The 15,704-nt window shown below is 70.8% G+C and carries 14 protein-coding genes and 1 tRNA gene; 10 read left to right on the forward strand and 5 right to left on the reverse strand.

Translation table 11 applies throughout. The annotated features are described in order from the left end of the window. Positions 1–106 precede the first annotated feature (106 nt). The 3 genes from sepX (at position 107) to OG252_RS29365 (ending at position 2,053) form a co-directional block, all read left to right on the forward strand. On the forward strand, positions 107–1,348 hold the full coding sequence (gene sepX, locus OG252_RS29355; RefSeq protein ID WP_329339859.1) for a divisome protein SepX/GlpR: 1,242 nt from the start codon (positions 107–109) through the stop codon (positions 1,346–1,348). A 75-nt stretch (positions 1,349–1,423) separates the two neighbouring features. After that, positions 1,424–1,497 (forward strand) — tRNA-Ala (locus tag OG252_RS29360). Positions 1,498–1,657: 160 nt separating this feature from the next. Next, the gene (locus OG252_RS29365) at positions 1,658–2,053 is read left to right on the forward strand and encodes a nuclear transport factor 2 family protein (RefSeq protein WP_329339861.1); all 396 of its coding nucleotides are present in this window, start codon (positions 1,658–1,660) and stop codon (positions 2,051–2,053) included. A gap of 46 nt (positions 2,054–2,099) precedes the next feature. Here OG252_RS29365 and OG252_RS29370 read toward each other — a convergent pair whose 3' ends face one another. Then, the gene (locus OG252_RS29370; RefSeq protein WP_329339862.1) at positions 2,100–2,576 is read right to left on the reverse strand and encodes a GNAT family N-acetyltransferase; all 477 of its coding nucleotides are present in this window, start codon (positions 2,574–2,576) and stop codon (positions 2,100–2,102) included. Positions 2,577–2,643: 67 nt separating this feature from the next. Here OG252_RS29370 and OG252_RS29375 point away from each other — a divergent pair, with 67 nt between their 5' ends. Further along, a complete protein-coding gene (locus OG252_RS29375; protein ID WP_329339864.1) occupies positions 2,644–3,447 on the forward strand; it encodes an exodeoxyribonuclease III in 804 nt (267 codons plus the stop codon). A 28-nt stretch (positions 3,448–3,475) separates the two neighbouring features. Here OG252_RS29375 and OG252_RS29380 read toward each other — a convergent pair whose 3' ends face one another. Beyond that, on the reverse strand, positions 3,476–4,096 hold the full coding sequence (locus OG252_RS29380) for a MerR family transcriptional regulator (protein WP_266448393.1): 621 nt from the start codon (positions 4,094–4,096) through the stop codon (positions 3,476–3,478). 154 nt (positions 4,097–4,250) lie between these two features. On the opposite strand from OG252_RS29380, the gene OG252_RS29385 reads away from it, so the two are divergent. From OG252_RS29385 to OG252_RS29400, 4 genes are all read left to right on the forward strand, one after another. Next, positions 4,251–5,756, forward strand: coding sequence for a flavin-containing monooxygenase (locus OG252_RS29385; protein WP_266438214.1), 1,506 nt, complete (start codon positions 4,251–4,253; stop codon positions 5,754–5,756). Then, on the forward strand, positions 5,753–6,670 hold the full coding sequence (locus tag OG252_RS29390; protein WP_266438217.1) for an alpha/beta fold hydrolase: 918 nt from the start codon (positions 5,753–5,755) through the stop codon (positions 6,668–6,670). Before OG252_RS29385 ends, OG252_RS29390 begins: the two co-directional genes overlap by 4 nt. Then, positions 6,667–7,551: an SDR family oxidoreductase gene (locus tag OG252_RS29395; protein WP_266438219.1), complete on the forward strand. Its 885-nt coding sequence runs from the start codon at positions 6,667–6,669 to the stop codon at positions 7,549–7,551. Before OG252_RS29390 ends, OG252_RS29395 begins: the two co-directional genes overlap by 4 nt. Before the next feature lie 89 nt (positions 7,552–7,640). After that, positions 7,641–7,865, forward strand: a complete 225-nt coding sequence (locus OG252_RS29400) for a hypothetical protein (protein WP_266438222.1) — start codon at positions 7,641–7,643, stop codon at positions 7,863–7,865. A gap of 157 nt (positions 7,866–8,022) precedes the next feature. On the opposite strand, the gene OG252_RS29405 is transcribed toward OG252_RS29400, so the two are convergent. After that, positions 8,023–11,316 (reverse strand): S41 family peptidase, encoded by a 3,294-nt coding sequence (locus OG252_RS29405; protein WP_329339870.1) that lies wholly within the window; start codon positions 11,314–11,316, stop codon positions 8,023–8,025. A 165-nt stretch (positions 11,317–11,481) separates the two neighbouring features. Here OG252_RS29405 and OG252_RS29410 point away from each other — a divergent pair, with 165 nt between their 5' ends. Together OG252_RS29410 and OG252_RS29415 are read left to right on the forward strand one after the other, a co-directional pair. Continuing rightward, a complete protein-coding gene (locus OG252_RS29410; protein WP_266438228.1) occupies positions 11,482–12,081 on the forward strand; it encodes a TetR/AcrR family transcriptional regulator in 600 nt (199 codons plus the stop codon). A 122-nt stretch (positions 12,082–12,203) separates the two neighbouring features. Beyond that, positions 12,204–14,450, forward strand: a complete 2,247-nt coding sequence (locus OG252_RS29415) for an MMPL family transporter (protein WP_266438231.1) — start codon at positions 12,204–12,206, stop codon at positions 14,448–14,450. 111 nt (positions 14,451–14,561) lie between these two features. On the opposite strand, the gene OG252_RS29420 is transcribed toward OG252_RS29415, so the two are convergent. Together OG252_RS29420 and OG252_RS29425 are read right to left on the reverse strand one after the other, a co-directional pair. Further along, a complete protein-coding gene (locus OG252_RS29420; RefSeq protein WP_329339874.1) occupies positions 14,562–15,020 on the reverse strand; it encodes a MarR family winged helix-turn-helix transcriptional regulator in 459 nt (152 codons plus the stop codon). An 18-nt stretch (positions 15,021–15,038) separates the two neighbouring features. Beyond that, positions 15,039–15,704 carry a GNAT family N-acetyltransferase gene (locus tag OG252_RS29425; RefSeq protein ID WP_329339876.1) on the reverse strand — a complete coding sequence of 222 codons (666 nt, stop codon included), beginning with the start codon at positions 15,702–15,704 and terminating at the stop codon, positions 15,039–15,041.

Raw genomic sequence — 15,704 nt, forward strand, 5'->3', positions numbered from 1 at the left:
GTTGATCGCATCGGTCACAAAAAAAGCTCGAAATATCAGCCAGATCGTGCGACACACCGGCTCAATTGGCAGATGGCCTCACGCAAACCCCTCTACCGTGTGAGGCGTGAGCAGCAGCGGCCTCATCTACGCAGTCATTGTCGGGGCCTGGGCCGCCTACTTGGTGCCGATGTGGCTCCGTAGGCAGGACGAGCTGAACGAGGCCCGTCCGACGGAACGCTTCAGCACAGCCATCCGGTTGCTGTCCGGACGGGCGGGGATGGAGCGCCGATACGCCAAGGACCTGCGGGCGCGCTCCACCGAAGAGGGGGAGCCCAGCGCCCTGGACCCGGGAGCGGTCACCGATTCGGTGGACGTCCGGGCCTTCGCCATGCCTCCGACCCGGCCACAGGCGCAAGCGACGGTCCAGGCACAGGCACAGGCGCCCGCACGGCAGGAACAGGTACGCGAACAGGTTCGTGAACCGGAGCGCGAACAGGTTCGTGAGCAGGTGCGCGAGCCGGCGCGCGCATCCGACAGCGCGCCGCCCGCGCGCAAGCGCGTACCGGTTCCCCGGCGCACGCCCTCCGAAGAAGCGGCCGCGGCGCGCGCCCGGCGTACGAAGGTGCTCGCGCGCCGACGGCGTACGACGGTCATGCTCTTCATCGCCTTCTCGCTCGGCGCGATCGTCGCCGCGGTCGGCGGGCTCGCCTTCCTGTGGGCGCCCGGCGTGCCCGCCGTCCTGCTCAGTGGGTACATCGCGTACCTGCGCTCCCAGGAGCGCAGACGCTTCGCCTACCAGATGGACCGGCGCCAGGCCGAGGCCGCCGCGCAGCGACTGCGCGAGCGCACCCGCCAGCCCCGCCGCCGCGCCGCCGTCGACGCCGGCGCCGACTCCGAGGAGCCGGACGAAGGCCCCGAGCCGGAGACGGACCCCGGGATGTCGGCGCTCGCCGCGGACCGGCGTGCGCTCGTCGAGCAGACCGACCACGCGGAGTGGGTCGACCAGCAGCGGGAGCGCCAGCAGCGGCCCGCGCACGGTGACAGCTGGGACCCGGTGCCGGTGCCGTTGCCGACGTACGTGACCGCGCCGGTCGCTCCGCGGGCCACCTCCGACGTGGACCTCGGGGCGCCGGACGCGTGGAGCTCGGCGCGGTCCAGCGCCGTCACGCCCGAGCAGGAGGCGCGGCCCGGTGCGCGGGACGCGGGAGCGGAGGAACAGGCCGCCGACGCGGACGACAAACCGGCGGCCGACGGTCGCAGTGACGCCCGTCGCGCCGCCTCCGCCCGCCGCGCCCGTGAGCGTGGCCGTACGCCGCTGTTCGACCAGTACGAGGACGGGGACCGGCCGCGCGCCGCGAACGAGTGACCCGAGGTGTTTGACCAGCCCGGGAACGGATTTCCAAGCACCCGGACGGGGATGCTAGAGTTTCACTCGTTGCAAGGGCCTGTGGCGCAGTCTGGTAGCGCACCTCGTTCGCATCGAGGGGGTCTGGGGTTCAAATCCCCACAGGTCCACCGCAACGACTGTTCCGGGGTAACCCGGGGGCAGTTGACGAGATCCCGTCCGATCTGACCGATCGGGCGGGATCTTCGTGTTTCGCCTCGCCAATCGCCCTTTCAGGCCCGCCCGTTGGCGACCGAGGCGTCGAATCCCTGGGGAGAGGTGGAGGATCTCGTGCATCCCTTTCGGAGAGCCGTCGAGACCGCCGACATGGACGCGGTGGCCGCCCTGCTGGCGGAGAACGTCGTCTTCACCAGTCCGGTCGTCTTCAAGCCGTACGAGGGCAGGGCGATCACCGCCGCGATCCTGCGCGCCGTGTCGCAGGTCTTCGAAGACCTCACCTACACCCGGGAGATCGCGAACCCCGACGGGCGCGACCACGCCTTCGTCTTCACCGCGACCGTCGACGGCAAGCAGCTCACGGGCTGCGACCTCCTGCACTTCGACGAGGACGGCAGGATCGACGACATCATGGTCATGGTCCGTCCGCTCTCGGCGGCCCGGGCCCTCTCCGAGGCCATGGGCGCACGGTTCGAGCAGATCGCCGAGGAAGCCGCCGGGGCCGAGTGACCGCCGCCGTACAGGGCGGCGGCAGCCTCATGACGACTGGGCGGCGCTACAGCTCCTTGGCGAAGCACCGGCTCGACTCGAAGTGCCGGTAGTAGCCGAACTTGCCGCACGGCTCGTACCCGCTGGACGTGTAGAGGGCGATGGCCTCCGGCTGCTCGGTGCCGGTCTCCAGGACCATGCGTCTGCGGCCGGCGGCGCGGGCGTCCTCCTCCAGCGCGGCCAGCATGCGGCGGGCCAGGCCGCGACCGCGCATCGCGTCTATGACGTACATCCGCTTGACCTCGGCGTCCCCGTCCAGGTTGCCCTCGCCGTTGGTGTCCTGGCAGCGCCAGCCGCCCGTGGCGACGGGGGTGCCGTCCTCGTCGTACGCGATGAGGTAGATGCCGTTCGGCGGGTCGAAGTCCGACGGGTCCAGGGGCGTGGCGTCGCCGCCGTCGCCGTAGCGCAGGTGGTACTCGGCCTGGACCTGGTCGTTGAGCTTGACGGCGTCCGGGTGGTCGAAGGGAACGCGGCGGAAATTCATACTGATCACCGTATATTAATTCATACTCGAACAAGGACTCGGTCCAGTGTGCCGGTATCGTGCCGGGGTGCTCACTGTGACTTCAGCCAATGTGAACGGACTGCGCGCCGCCGCGAAGAAGGGCTTCGTGGAGTGGCTCGCGGAGACCTCCGCCGACGTGCTCTGCCTCCAGGAGGTGCGCGCGGAGCCGCAGCAGCTGCCCGAGCACGTCCGTACGCCCGACGGCTGGCACGTCGTCCACGCACCCGCCGCCGCGAAGGGCCGCGCCGGCGTCTCCCTCTATACGCGCCGCGAGCCGGACCGCGTCCGGGTCGGCTTCGGCTCGGCCGAGTTCGACGGCAGCGGGCGCTACGTCGAGGCCGACCTGCCCGGCGTCACCGTCGCCTCCCTCTACCTGCCCTCCGGCGAGGTCGGCACCGTGCGCCAGGACGAGAAGGTCCGCTTCATGGACGAGTTCCTCGCCCACCTCAAGGACCTGCGCGAGCGCTCCGCCGCCGACGGCCGCGAGGTCCTCGTCTGCGGCGACTGGAACATCGCCCACCGGCAGGCCGACCTCAAGAACTGGCGGGCGAACCAGAAGAGCTCCGGGTTCCTGCCGGAGGAGCGCGAGTGGCTGGGGCGGGTCTTCGACCCGGCGGAGGGCGGGTACGTCGACGTCGTGCGGGCGCTGCACCCGGACGTCGAGGGGCCGTACACCTGGTGGTCGTACCGGGGGCGGGCTTTCGACAACGATTCAGGGTGGCGCATCGACTACGAAGTGGCGACGCCGGGTCTCGCGGCCAAGGCGGTCAAGGGATACGTCGAGCGCGCGGCCACGCATGACGAGCGGTGGTCCGACCATGCGCCGGTGACCGTGATCTACGACCTCTAGTCCCGTTGACCTCTAGTCCCGTTGACCTCTAGTCCCGCTTCCGCATCCGCCGGTCCATCGCCAGCGACAGCTCCGCCTCCACCACGCTCCGTGCCAGGGGGCGCAGGCGTTGGAGGTCTTCCGCTGGGGCGTGGCGCAGGATCACCTCGGCGAAGAGTTCGGCGAGGGCGTCGGTGTGTTCGCGGACGCGTTTGCCCGCGTCGAGGACCTCGGCCAGGGGGATGCCCTCGCGGACCAGGGCCGAGGAGACGTCCAGGAGGCGGCGGCTGATGTGGACGATCTCGTCGCCGTCGGTGCCGAGGTAGCCGAGCTCCAGGGCGGCGGCGAAGTTCTCGGGGGTGACCTCGCCCTCGAAGCGGGCGGCGAGTTCCTCGGGGGTGAGGCGGACCGGTTCCTCCTCGGTGGGGGTGTCCATGCCGAGGAGTTCGCCGACGTTGCGGCCGTGTTCGAAGGCCTCCGCCAGCTCCGCGATGCTGCTGAGGGTGTGGCCGCGTTCCAGCAGCGCCGCGATGGTGCGCAGGCGGGCCAGGTGGTGGTCGTCGTACCAGGCGATACGGCCCTCGCGGCGGGGCGGTGCGATGAGTTTGCGTTCGCGGTAGAAGCGCAGGGTGCGTACGGGGATGCCGGCCAGTCGTGCCAGTTCCTCCATGCGGTATTCGCGCTTCTCCGTCACGTGCGCAGCCTATGTCGTACCCCCGGTAACTTTCCTCGGTGCGGCCCCTACCCATCAGTACGCGGCTGCTCTACTCTCCCATTGCGCCAGTGTTCACTGGCGGAGTTCAGAGATGCGTGGAGGCTTCGGGATGGCCGAGCACGAGCACGAACATGTCCGGGTGGCGGTGATCGGGTCGGGGTTCGGCGGACTCGGGGCCGCCGTACGGCTGCGGCGCGAGGGGGTCACCGACTTCGTCGTCCTGGAGCGGGCCGGCAGTGTCGGCGGCACCTGGCGGGACAACACCTATCCGGGGTGCGCCTGCGATGTGCCGTCCCACCTGTACTCGTTCTCCTTCGCGCCCAACCCCGACTGGCCGCGCACCTTCTCCGGACAGGGACACATCCGCGCCTACCTGGAGCACGTCGCCGACGTCTTCCGGCTGCGCCCGCACATCCGCTTCGACTCCGAGGTCAAGACGATGACCTGGAACACGGACCGGCTGTGCTGGGACATCGAGACGGCCGGCGGGCCGCTCTCCGCCGACTTCGTCGTCTCCGCCACCGGCCCGCTGTCCGACCCGAGGATCCCGGACATCCCGGGGCTCGACACCTTCCCCGGCAAGGTCTTCCATTCGGCCCGCTGGGACCATGACTACGACCTGCGCGGCAAGCGGGTCGCCATGGTCGGCACCGGCGCCTCCGCGATCCAGATCGTGCCGGCCGTCCAGCCCCTCGCCGCGAAGCTCACCCTCTTCCAGCGCACCCCGCCCTGGGTGCTGCCCCGCGTCGACCGGGCGATCACCGAGGCCGAGCGCCGACTGCACCGGCGGCTGCCGGTGACCACCCGGCTCCGGCGCGGACTCCTGTGGGGCATCCGGGAGTTGCAGGTCCAGCTGTTCACCAAGCGCCCCGACGAACTGGGCCTGGTCGAGTCGGTGGCCAAGCGGAACATGGCCCGCTCCATCAAGGACCCGGCCCTGCGCGCCAAGCTGACGCCCGGCTACCGCATCGGCTGCAAGCGGATCCTGCTGTCGAGCGAGTACTACCCGGCGCTCGCCAAGCCCAATGTGGACGTCGTCGCGAGCGGCCTGAGCGAGGTCCGCGGCCGGACCGTCGTCGCCGGCGACGGCACCGAGGCCGAGGTCGACGCGATCGTCTTCGGTACGGGCTTCCACGTCACCGACATGCCGATCGCCGACCGCGTGGTGGGCGCGGACGGCCGTACGCTCGCCGAGGCCTGGGCGGCGGGCGGGATGGAGGCGCTGCGGGGCGCCTCGGTGCCCGGATTCCCCAACTGGATGACCGTCATCGGGCCCAACACCGGTCTCGGGAACTCGTCCATGATCCTCATGATCGAGTCGCAGCTGAACTACATGGCCGATTATCTGCGGCAGTTGGACGTCCTCGGCGGCCGGGTCGCCCTCGACGCCCGCCCGAGCGCCCTGCACGCGTGGAACCGGCGGGTGCAGGAGCGCATGAAGCGCACGGTGTGGAACACCGGCTGCGAGAGCTGGTACCTGGACGCGAACGGCCGCAACACCACCCTCTGGCCGGGAACCACGACCGAGTTCCGGCGGGTGACGCGGCGGGTCGACCTGAGCGAGTACGAGGTGCTGCGGACGGCAGCCGTGAAGAAGGCCGAGGTCAGCGCATGAGCCGTCTCCTCCACGTCTCCTCCGGGCCTTACGCCCCGCCCGTCCCCGCCCGCGAACTCACCGCCGTCTCCGCCGACGGGGCCCGTCTGCACGTCGAGGTGCACGGACCCGAGGGTGCGCCGGCCGTCGTCCTCGTCCATGGCTGGACCTGCTCGACCGCCTTCTGGGCGGCCCAGATACGCGAACTGGCCACCGACCACCGCGTGATCGCCTACGACCAGCGCGGCCACGGACGCAGCCCGGCGAGCCCCGCCTGCAGTACGGACGCCCTCGCCGACGACCTCGAAGCCGTACTGGACGCGACCCTCGCGCCGGGGGAGAGGGCCGTGATCGCCGGTCATTCCATGGGCGGGATGACGGTGATGGCCGCCGCCGGAAGGGCCGGTGTCCAGGAGCACGCGGCGGCCGTCCTGCTGTGCAGCACGGGCGCGTCACGGCTGGTCGCCGAGTCGCTGGTGATACCGATGCGGGCGGGCCGGCTGCGGACCGCGCTGACCAAGCGGCTCCTCGGCTCGCGCGCCCCGCTCGGTCCGGTCACGCCACTCGCCCGGCGGATCCTCAAGTACGGCACGATGGGCGCCGGTTCGGCCCCGCACATGGTCGAGGCGTGCGCCCGGATCGTGCACGCCTGTCCGCGCAAGGTGCGGCACGCCTGGTCGGAGGTGCTCGGCCTGCTCGATCTCGACCACGGCGTACGGGCGTTGACGGCACCGACAGCCGTCCTGGTCGGCTCGGCCGACCGGCTGACACCCCCGGTGCAGGCCCGCGCCCTGGCCGCCGCACTGCCCGACTGCCTGGGCCTCGCCGAACTGCCCGGCATCGGCCACATGACACCGGTCGAGGCGCCCGAGCCGGTCACCGGGAAGATCCGTGAACTCGTCGCGACGTACGCGCACATCAAGGAGGGCGCATGACCGGGGTCAGCCTCGAAGGACAGGTCGCCGTCGTCACCGGAGCCGCGCGCGGCGTCGGGGAGCTGCTGGCCCGGAAGTTGTCCGCGCGCGGCGCGAAGGTGGCGCTGGTCGGCCTGGAGCCGGACGCGCTCAAGCAGGTCGCCGAGCGGCTGCACGGCGACAGCGCCCACTGGTACGCCGACGTCACCGACCACGAGGCTATGGCCCGGGTCGCCGAGGAGGTCAAGGAGCGGTTCGGCAAGGTCGACATCGTCGTCGCCAACGCGGGTGTCGCCACCGGCGGTCCCTTCGTCGACTCCGATCCCGTGGCCTGGCGGCGGGTGATCGAGGTCAACCTGATCGGATCGGCGGTGACCGCGCGGGCCTTCCTGCCGGTGCTGATGGAAAGCCGGGGCTATCTGCTGCAGATCGCCTCGCTGGCGGCTATCACGCCGGCGCCGATGATGACGGCGTACTGCGCGTCCAAGTCGGGCGTGGAGGCGTACGCGCACAGTCTGCGCGGCGAAGTCGGCTACCGGGGCGTGCGGGTGGGCGTGGCGTACCTGTCGTGGACCGACACCGACATGGTGCGGGGCGCCGATCAGGACGATGTGATGCGGGAGTTGCGGCAGCGGCTGCCGTGGCCGTCGAACAAGACGTATCCGCTGGGACCGGCGGTGGACCGGATCGTCGCCGGGATCGAGCGGCGGTCGAGCCATGTGTACGGCCAGTGGTGGCTGCGCGGGATGCAGGGGGTGCGCGGGTATCTGCCCGCGGTCATCGGGACCGTCGGACAACGGGAGATGCGGCGGTTCGCCACCCGGCTGGAGGGCATGCGGACCGGGCTCGTCGGTGCAGGTGGGGCGGCTGATGAGGAGGCTCGCGCTACGCACCGTGACTGATCGACATGCGTGCGGTGACCGCCCGTGTGAATCTGGTCGAGGCCCCGCCAAGGGGCCCCAGACACCACCCACCACGGGAGTGAACCCACATGGGTATGAAGGACAAGTTCCAGGACAAGTCGGAGCAGTGGCAGGAGCAGGCCAAGCAGAAGGCGCAGCAGGCGCGGGAGCGTGGCGAGCGCGGTGAGCGCGGCCAGGAGCCCGGCCGGGAGCGTGGCCGCCAGGGGCAGGACCCCATGCGTGAGCGCGACGAGGAGACGGAGCGGATGCGGCGCGAGGAAGAGGACCGCCTCGCGCAGGACTACGACGCCTGACGCTTCGGTCGGCTTCGGCCTTTGAAACGTGGGGTGCCCTTCTTTGGAAGGGTGCCCCACGTTTTTGCTTGCGTTGTTGGGTGCGTTGTCGGGTGCGGGTCGGTGGGGGCTGGTCGCGCAGTTCCCCGCGCCCCTGAGGGAATCACCCCGCCCCCAATTAGATGCGCGGGGGGAGTTTTGGCCTTGAGTGGTTCGGGACGTTCGCGTAATCCGGGGGCGTTGCCGGGGGGTTGGTCTCCAGGAGGTCCAAGGCTAGTTTCACCGCGTCGTCCAGTTGGGCGTGGCGGCCCTCCGCCCAGTCCAGGGGGGTGCGTTGGATTTCGAGGTCGGGGGTGACGCCGTGGTTTTCCACGGACCAGCCGTACGCGTCGAACCAGGCCGCGTTCATCGGCACCGTGATCACCGTGCCGTCGCCCAGTTGGTGGCGGCCGGTCATGCCGACGACTCCGCCCCAGGTGCGCTGGCCGACGACCGGGCCGAGTTTCAGCAGCTTGAAGGCCGCCGTGATCATGTCGCCGTCCGAGGAGGTCGCCTCGTCGGCCAGGGCGACCACCGGGCCGCGCGGGGCGTTGGAGGCGTACGACACCGGCTGGGCGTCCCGGGTCAGGTCCCAGCCCAGGATGCGGCGGGTCAGTTTCTCCACGACGAGTTCGCTGATGTGGCCGCCGGCGTTGCCGCGTACGTCGACGATGAGCGCGGGCCGGGACACCTCCATGCGCAGGTCGCGGTTGAACTGGGCCCAGCCCGAGCCGCCCATGTCGGGGATGTGCAGATAGCCGCAGCGTCCGCCGCTCAACTCGCGTACGACGGCCCGGCGTTTGGCCACCCAGTCCTGGTAGCGCAGGGGGCGCTCGTCGAGGAGCGGTACGACCGCCACGCGCCGCGCGCCTCCCTCGCCCTGGGCCGGGGTGAACGTCAGCTCCACGGTCGTACCGCCCGCTCCCGCGAGCAGTGGGTAGGGCCCGGTCACCGGATCCACCGGACGGCCGTCCACGTGGGTGAGCACCGCGCCCTCCCGGATGCCCGTGCCGGCCAGCGGTGAACGTGCCTTGGAGTCGGAGGACTCGCCGGGCAGGATCCGCTTGACCATCCAGCCGTCGTCCCGGCGGACGAAGTTGGCGCCGAGGAGGCCCTGGCGGCGCTGGTAGTGCGCCGGGCCCTCGTTGCGGCGGGCGGCGGAGACGTAGGCGTGGGAGGTGCCGAGTTCGCCGAGCACCTCGCGCAGCAGGTCCGCGAACTCGTCGGGGGAGGCGACCCGTTCGACCAGCGGACGGTACTGGTCGAGCACCGCGTCCCAGTCGATGCCGCACATGCCGGGTTCCCAGAAGTAGGCGCGGATGAGCCGGCCGGCCTCGTCGTACGCCTGGCGCCACTCGGCGGTCGGGTCGACCTCGTGCAGGATGCGCCGCGAGTCGATCCAGACCGTCGAGTCGCTGTCGCCGATCTCGTTGGAGGGCACCGCCCGCAGATCGCCCTCGTCCACGACGACCAGCCGCGAGCCGTCGCCGCTGACCGCGAACCAGTCGAGGTGCTCGACGAGTTCGGTCTTCTTCGCCTTGGTGATGTTGAAGAACTCCAGGGTCGGCCGGCCGCTGGTGTCGTCCGGGTTGGCGAAGGTCTCGCCGAGCGCTCCGGAGATCGGCCAGCGCAGCCAGACCAGGCCGCCGCCCGCGACCGGGTACAGCGCCGAGTACTTGGAGGCGGTGACCGGGAAGGGCGTCACCCGGCTCGCCAGGCCCTCGACCTCGACGGTCACCGTGCCGTCGCCGCCCTCGTCCTCCTCCACCGGGTCCAGGCCCCCGGCGGCGGGCCGGCCCTCCGGGTTCAGTGCGAAGGGGGAGGGCGTGGCGGAGGACAGGGGGACCAGGTACGGGCGGCAGCCCAGCGGGAAGGACAGGTCGCCGGTGTGCACGTCGTAGACGGGATCGAAGCCGCGCCAGGACAGGAAGGCCAGATAGCGGCCGTCCCTCGTGAACACCGGGTTCTCGTCCTCGAAGCGGCCGTTGGTCACGTCGACGATCAGGCGGTCCTTTATCCGTGCCATCTTGATCTGTCGCAGCGACCGTCCGATCCCCGGGTGCGACCACGTCAGCCACGCTCCGTCCGGCGAGAAGGCGAGGTCGCGCACCGGCCCGTTGATCGAGCGGATGAGCTCCGTCACCTCGCCGTCGGAGCCCTCGGTCTCGCTGTCCTCGCTGTCCTCGCGGTCCGATTCCTCGGTCCCCGCGGCGGTGGCCGCATCGTCGGACACCGTGATGAGCAGCAGCCGTCCGTCGTGCGAGGCGATGGCGAGGCGCTCGCCCTGCGGGTCGGAGACCAGCTCCAGCACCCGCCCCAGCTCGCCGGACGCGAGCCGCCGGGGCTCGCGGTCCCCGGTCGCCCTGGGGAGATAGGCGACCTCGATCGCGTCCTCGCCCTCCGCGTCCGTCACGTACGCGACCTGGCCGACCGAGCCGAGCATCTCCGGGAGCCGGACCCGTACGCCCGGGGTGTCGGTGATGGTGCGGGCGGGCCCGTCACGATGGGTCAGCCAGTACAGGCTTCCGCGCACGACCACGGCGCTCGCGCGGCCCGTCTCGTCGACCGAGATGCCGTCCACGTGCTGGGTGGCCGGGACCTGGTACCTACGGCGTCCCGCGCGCGGCCCGCCCAGCCGTACGTCGAGCCGGCGGGGCACCGAGTCCGCGGCGAGGTCGTCGACGATCCACAGATCGCCGGCGCACTGGTACACCACCCGGGTGCCGTCGCTCGCCGCGTGCCGGGCGTAGAAGGCGTCGTGGTCGGTGTGGCGGCGCAGGTCGGAGCCGTCGTACGCGCACGAGTAGAGGTTGCCGATGCCCTCGTGGTCGGAGAGGAAGGCGATCCGGCCGCCGACGAACATGGGGGAGTGGAGATGGCCCCGGAGGTCGGCCAGCAGCCGCTCCCCGTGCAGCCACAGCCGGCCCGTCGCCCCGCCGCGGTAGCGCTTCCAGGCGGCCGGTTCGTGCGGCGGGGTGCCGGTGAGGAGCAGGGTCCTGCGCTCGCCGTCGAGGTCGGCGACCTGGATGTCGGAGACCGGGCCCCAGGGGAGCCTGCGGCCGGGGTCGCCGTCGGGATCGACCTTGTAGGCCCAGGTGAAGTACGAGAAGGGCTCGCCGTGCGAGGCGACGGCGAGGATCGTCCCGTTCGGGGTCCAGCCGCAGACCTGGGTGTCGGCGGACCCCCAGTGGGTGAGCTGCCGGCCCGGCCCGCCGTCCACCGGCACCAGATGGATCTCCGGGACCAGACTGCGCCAGCTCGTGTACGCGAGATGGCGGCCGTCGGGGGAGAAGCGGGGGTGGCCGATCTTGGTGCGGTCGACGGTGAGCCGCCAGGCACGGCCCAGGCCGTCGAGGGGGGCCAGCCACAGGTCGTCCTCGGCCACGAAGCACAGCAGTTCGCCGCTCAGATGCGGAAGGCGCAGATAGCTCACCTCCCCATGCTTTTCCTCCGGATGGACCCGGGCAACTTATGGAAAAATCCGGGCGGGGCGCCTCGCGTGACGCGCAACACGAACGAAACAGTTTCGTTTCGCTTGAGAGTGCGCTACATTCGTCACGTACGAAACCGTGTCGTTCGGAGTGGGAAGGTGAGACAGATGGCTGAGGTCGCAACGGTGCGTCGCAGTCGGATCACGCCCGAGCGTGAGGCCGAGCTGTACACGGCCGTGCTCGAACTGCTCCGGGAAGTCGGCTACGACGCCCTCACCATGGACGCCGTCGCCGCCCGCACGCGATCCAGCAAGGCGACCCTCTACCGCCAGTGGGGCGGCAAGGCCGAGCTGGTCGCGAAGGCCATGAGGCACAACAAGCCGGGTTCCATCGGCGATGTCGACACCGGCTCCCTGCGGGAAGACTTCCTCACCCTCGTGTCACGCGAGGACGACTGCACCATGGAGCGCAACTCCGACCTGATGCGGGCGCTGGCCATGGCGGCCCACTCGAATCCGGATCTCATGCGGGCGCTCAGGGAGCTGCTCGTCGAGCCGGAGATGGGTGAGTTCGACCGAGTCGTGCAGCGCGCTGTCGAACGTGGTGAGCTCCGGGCGGACTGCCCCGCGCTCGAATACATCGTCCACATGCTGGTCGGCGCGTTCGCCACCCGCACGCTCATCGACGAGCTGCCTCCCACGCAGGAATTCCTGCGTTCGTACATCGACGCCGTCGTCCTCCCCGCCCTCGGCGTTCCCACCACCTGAGACCTCCCCGCAGTCACCACCTGACGTCACCGCTCAAGTCGTCGGGACGATCCAGCCTGCCCCCCAGCGGGCCGATCACCCCTTCCCTGCACAACACACGACCTGACCGGGAGTACGCCCTCGTGGCCACGTTCCTCTACAAACTCGGCCGGCTCGCCTTCCGGCGACGGCATTTCGTCGCCCTGATATGGGTCGCCCTGCTGACGCTCGCGGGCGTCGGCGCGGCCTCCGCGCCCGCTCCGGGCACCACCTCCTTCTCCATCCCCGGCACCGAGGCGCAGAAGGCCTTCGACCTGCTGGAGCAGCGTTTCCCCGGCGCCAGCGCCGACGGGGGAACCGGGCGCATCGTCTTCAAGGCGCCCGACGGCGAGAAGATGACGGACGCCGACAACAAGGCGACCGTCGCGAAGACCGTCAAGGAACTGAGCGACGGCTCCGAGGTCGTCTCCGTCACCGACCCGTTCACGACGAACGCCGTCAGCAAGGACGGCACCGTCGCCTACACCTCGGTGAAGTACGACGCCCCCGGCATGGAGCTGAAGGACACGACCCGGGACGCCCTGGAGGCGGCCGGGGACGAGGCGCGGGCCACCGGGCTGACCGTCGACATCGGAGGTGACGCCCTCCAGGCCGCGGCCGAGCCGGGGGCCATCGGTGAGGTCGTCGGCCTCGCCATCGCCGCGGTCGTCCTCGTCATCACCCTGGGCTCGCTGGTCGCGGCCGGACTGCCGCTGCTGACCGCGATCATCGGTGTCGGCATCGGCGTCTCCACCATCACCGCCCTCGCCAACGCGCTCGACCTCGGCGACACCACCTCCACGCTCGCGCTGATGATCGGCCTCGCGGTCGGCATCGACTACGCGCTGTTCATCGTCTCGCGCTACCGGGGCGAGCTGGCCGAGGGCCGCGACCGCGAGGAGGCGGCAGGCCGGGCCACCGGCACCGCCGGCTCCGCGGTGGTCTTCGCCGGTCTCACCGTCGTGATCGCCCTCGCGGGCCTCTCGGTCGTCGGTGTCCCGATGCTCACCAAGATGGGTCTCGCGGCGGCCGGCACGGTCGTGGTCTCCGTCCTCATCGCGCTGACCCTCATCCCGGCGCTGCTCGGGTACGCGGGCAAGAAGGTCCGGCCGTCGGGCGAGAAGCGCAAGCGGCGTGGCGGCGACACGTCCGAGGCGCCCGAGAAGTCCGCGGCGCAGGCCAAGCCCGGCCTGGGCGTCCGCTGGGCGAGCTTCGTCATCCGCCGTCCGGTCGCGGTGCTGCTGCTCGGCGTGGTCGGTCTGGGCGCGATCGCCGTCCCGGCCAGCCAGCTGGAGCTGGGCCTGCCCGACGACGGCTCGCAGCCGACGTCCACGACGCAGCGTCGGGCGTACGACCTGCTGTCGGAGGGCTTCGGCCCGGGCTTCAACGGCCCCCTGATGATCGTGGTCGACGCGAAGAACAGCGACGACCCCAAGGCGGCGGCCACCACGGTGACCGACGGGATCAAGGGCCTCAAGGACGTCGTCACGGTCACCCCGGCGACGTTCAACAAGGCCGGCGACACCGCGACGATCACCGTGATCCCGGACTCCAAGCCGTCCTCGGTACAGACCGAGGACCTGGTGCACGCCATCCGTGACCAGGGCGCCGACGTCAAGGCCGACACGGGCGCGAGGGTTCTGGTCACCGGTACCACCGCGATGAACATCGACTTCTCGCAGAAGCTCACCGACGCGCTGGTCCCGTACCTGGCCCTGGTGGTGGGCCTCGCCTTCCTCCTCCTCATCGTGGTCTTCCGCTCCATCCTGGTCCCGCTGAAGGCGGCCCTCGGCTTCCTGCTCAGCGTGCTCGCCGCGCTCGGCGCCGTGGTCGCGGTCTTCCAGTGGGGCTGGCTCGCCGGCCTGATCGGCGTCGAGGAGACCGGTCCGATCATGTCGATGATGCCGATCTTCATGGTGGGCGTCGTCTTCGGCCTCGCGATGGACTACGAGGTCTTCCTCGTGACCCGCATGCGGGAGGCGTACGTCCACGGCGAGTCGCCGAGCCAGGCCATCGTGACCGGCTTCCGGCACAGTGCCCGGGTCGTGGCCGCCGCCGCGGTCATCATGATGGCCGTCTTCGGCGGCTTCATCAGCTCCAGCGAGTCGATGATCAAGATGATCGGCTTCGGCCTCGCGATCGCCGTCTTCTTCGACGCGTTCGTCGTCCGCATGGCGATCGTCCCGGCGGTGCTCGCGCTGCTCGGCAAGAAGGCCTGGTGGCTCCCGAGGTGGCTGGACCGTGCTCTGCCCAATGTGGATGTGGAGGGCGAGGGACTGCGCACGCAGGACGACCTGAAGACGGTCGGTGACGCGGATCCGGACGAGGACCGGGAGCTGGCGCGCGTCTGACGCGTACGGCAACCGCTGCTCGACCAGCCGGTGAGGGCCCCGTGGGGACGGGGCGCCCTCACCGGCTTTTCCTCGTCCGGGGCCAGTGGGAGTTTCAGCCCAGTGGGAGTCTCAGCCGAGCGGGGTGTCGAGGAGCTCGGTCAGGGTGCGCTTGAAGTCGTCGGTCCGCGGGTCGTCCAGCCCGCCGAGCGGGGCGAGCAGCTGTTCGAGCAGCACTTGTGCGGCGCCGATGGCGGGCCGCACGGTTTTACGGCCCTCGTCGGTGAGCGCCAGGCGCACGACCCGGGTGTCCTCGGCGTCCCGGGTACGGCGGACGAGCCCGGCCGCCTCCAGAGAGCGGGCCAGCTTCGACACGTACAGCGCCTCGAGCCCCGTGTGGTCGGCGAGCTCCCGCTGACTCGGCTGCCGGCCCGAGCGCTCCATCCCGCTGAGGGAGGCCAGCAGGACGTACTGGGCGTGGGTGAGGTTCAGGGGCGCGAGGGCCTGGTCGACGGCGGTACGCCACTTGTTGGCGAGGCGCCAGACGAGGTAGCCGGGCGTGGGGGAGGGGGCCTTCGGTGCGTCACTCACAGCGGATACGGTACATGGCTACCTTTCTTGAGGATCAGGGTTTGTCGCGCGCCCGAGGTAGGTGACCTCCGTCGACTCCGCGCCCGGCACCTCGATCTCGTGGAAGCCGAGGCGGTCGTAGAAGGACCGGGCGGGGGTGTTGGCGGTGAGCATGGAGAGGTGCACGGCCGGTACGCCCTTCGTGCGCAGGGCGTCGAGGAAGGCCTCCATCAGCGCCCGCCCGTACCCTCGCCCCTGCCACTCGGGAAGCAGGTCGATGTGGAGATGAGCCGGGTAGGCGGCGACCTCCGGGACGAGCATGCGTTCGGGGTGATGGAGGAGGGGGACGATCGCGTCGTCGGGCCTGCGGGGTGGAGTCCTCGGTTCCGGGTACCGGTCGGCGACCAACGGCAGCCACTTCGCCCGGTAGTCCTCGACGAAACGGGGCGTGTCCGCGGTGCCGAGGACGTAGCCGACGGCTTGTCCGTGTCCGTCGTCCAGCACGAAGGCCAGCTCCGGCTCCAGGTGGACGTACGGTGCCGCGAAGATCGCCGGGAAGATGCCGGGGTCGGCGTAGTGGGGGCGGCTGTCCTGGCCGACGTGGGCGGTGCGGACACAGATGTCGTCGAGGGCGGGGCGGTCGGCGGGGGCGTAGGGGCGTATCTCGGGTGCGGCTGCGGGTGTGGGTGCGGGTGCCGAAGTCAT

The organism is Streptomyces sp. NBC_01352 (assembly GCF_036237295.1).
Lineage (GTDB): Bacteria > Actinomycetota > Actinomycetes > Streptomycetales > Streptomycetaceae > Streptomyces > Streptomyces plumbiresistens.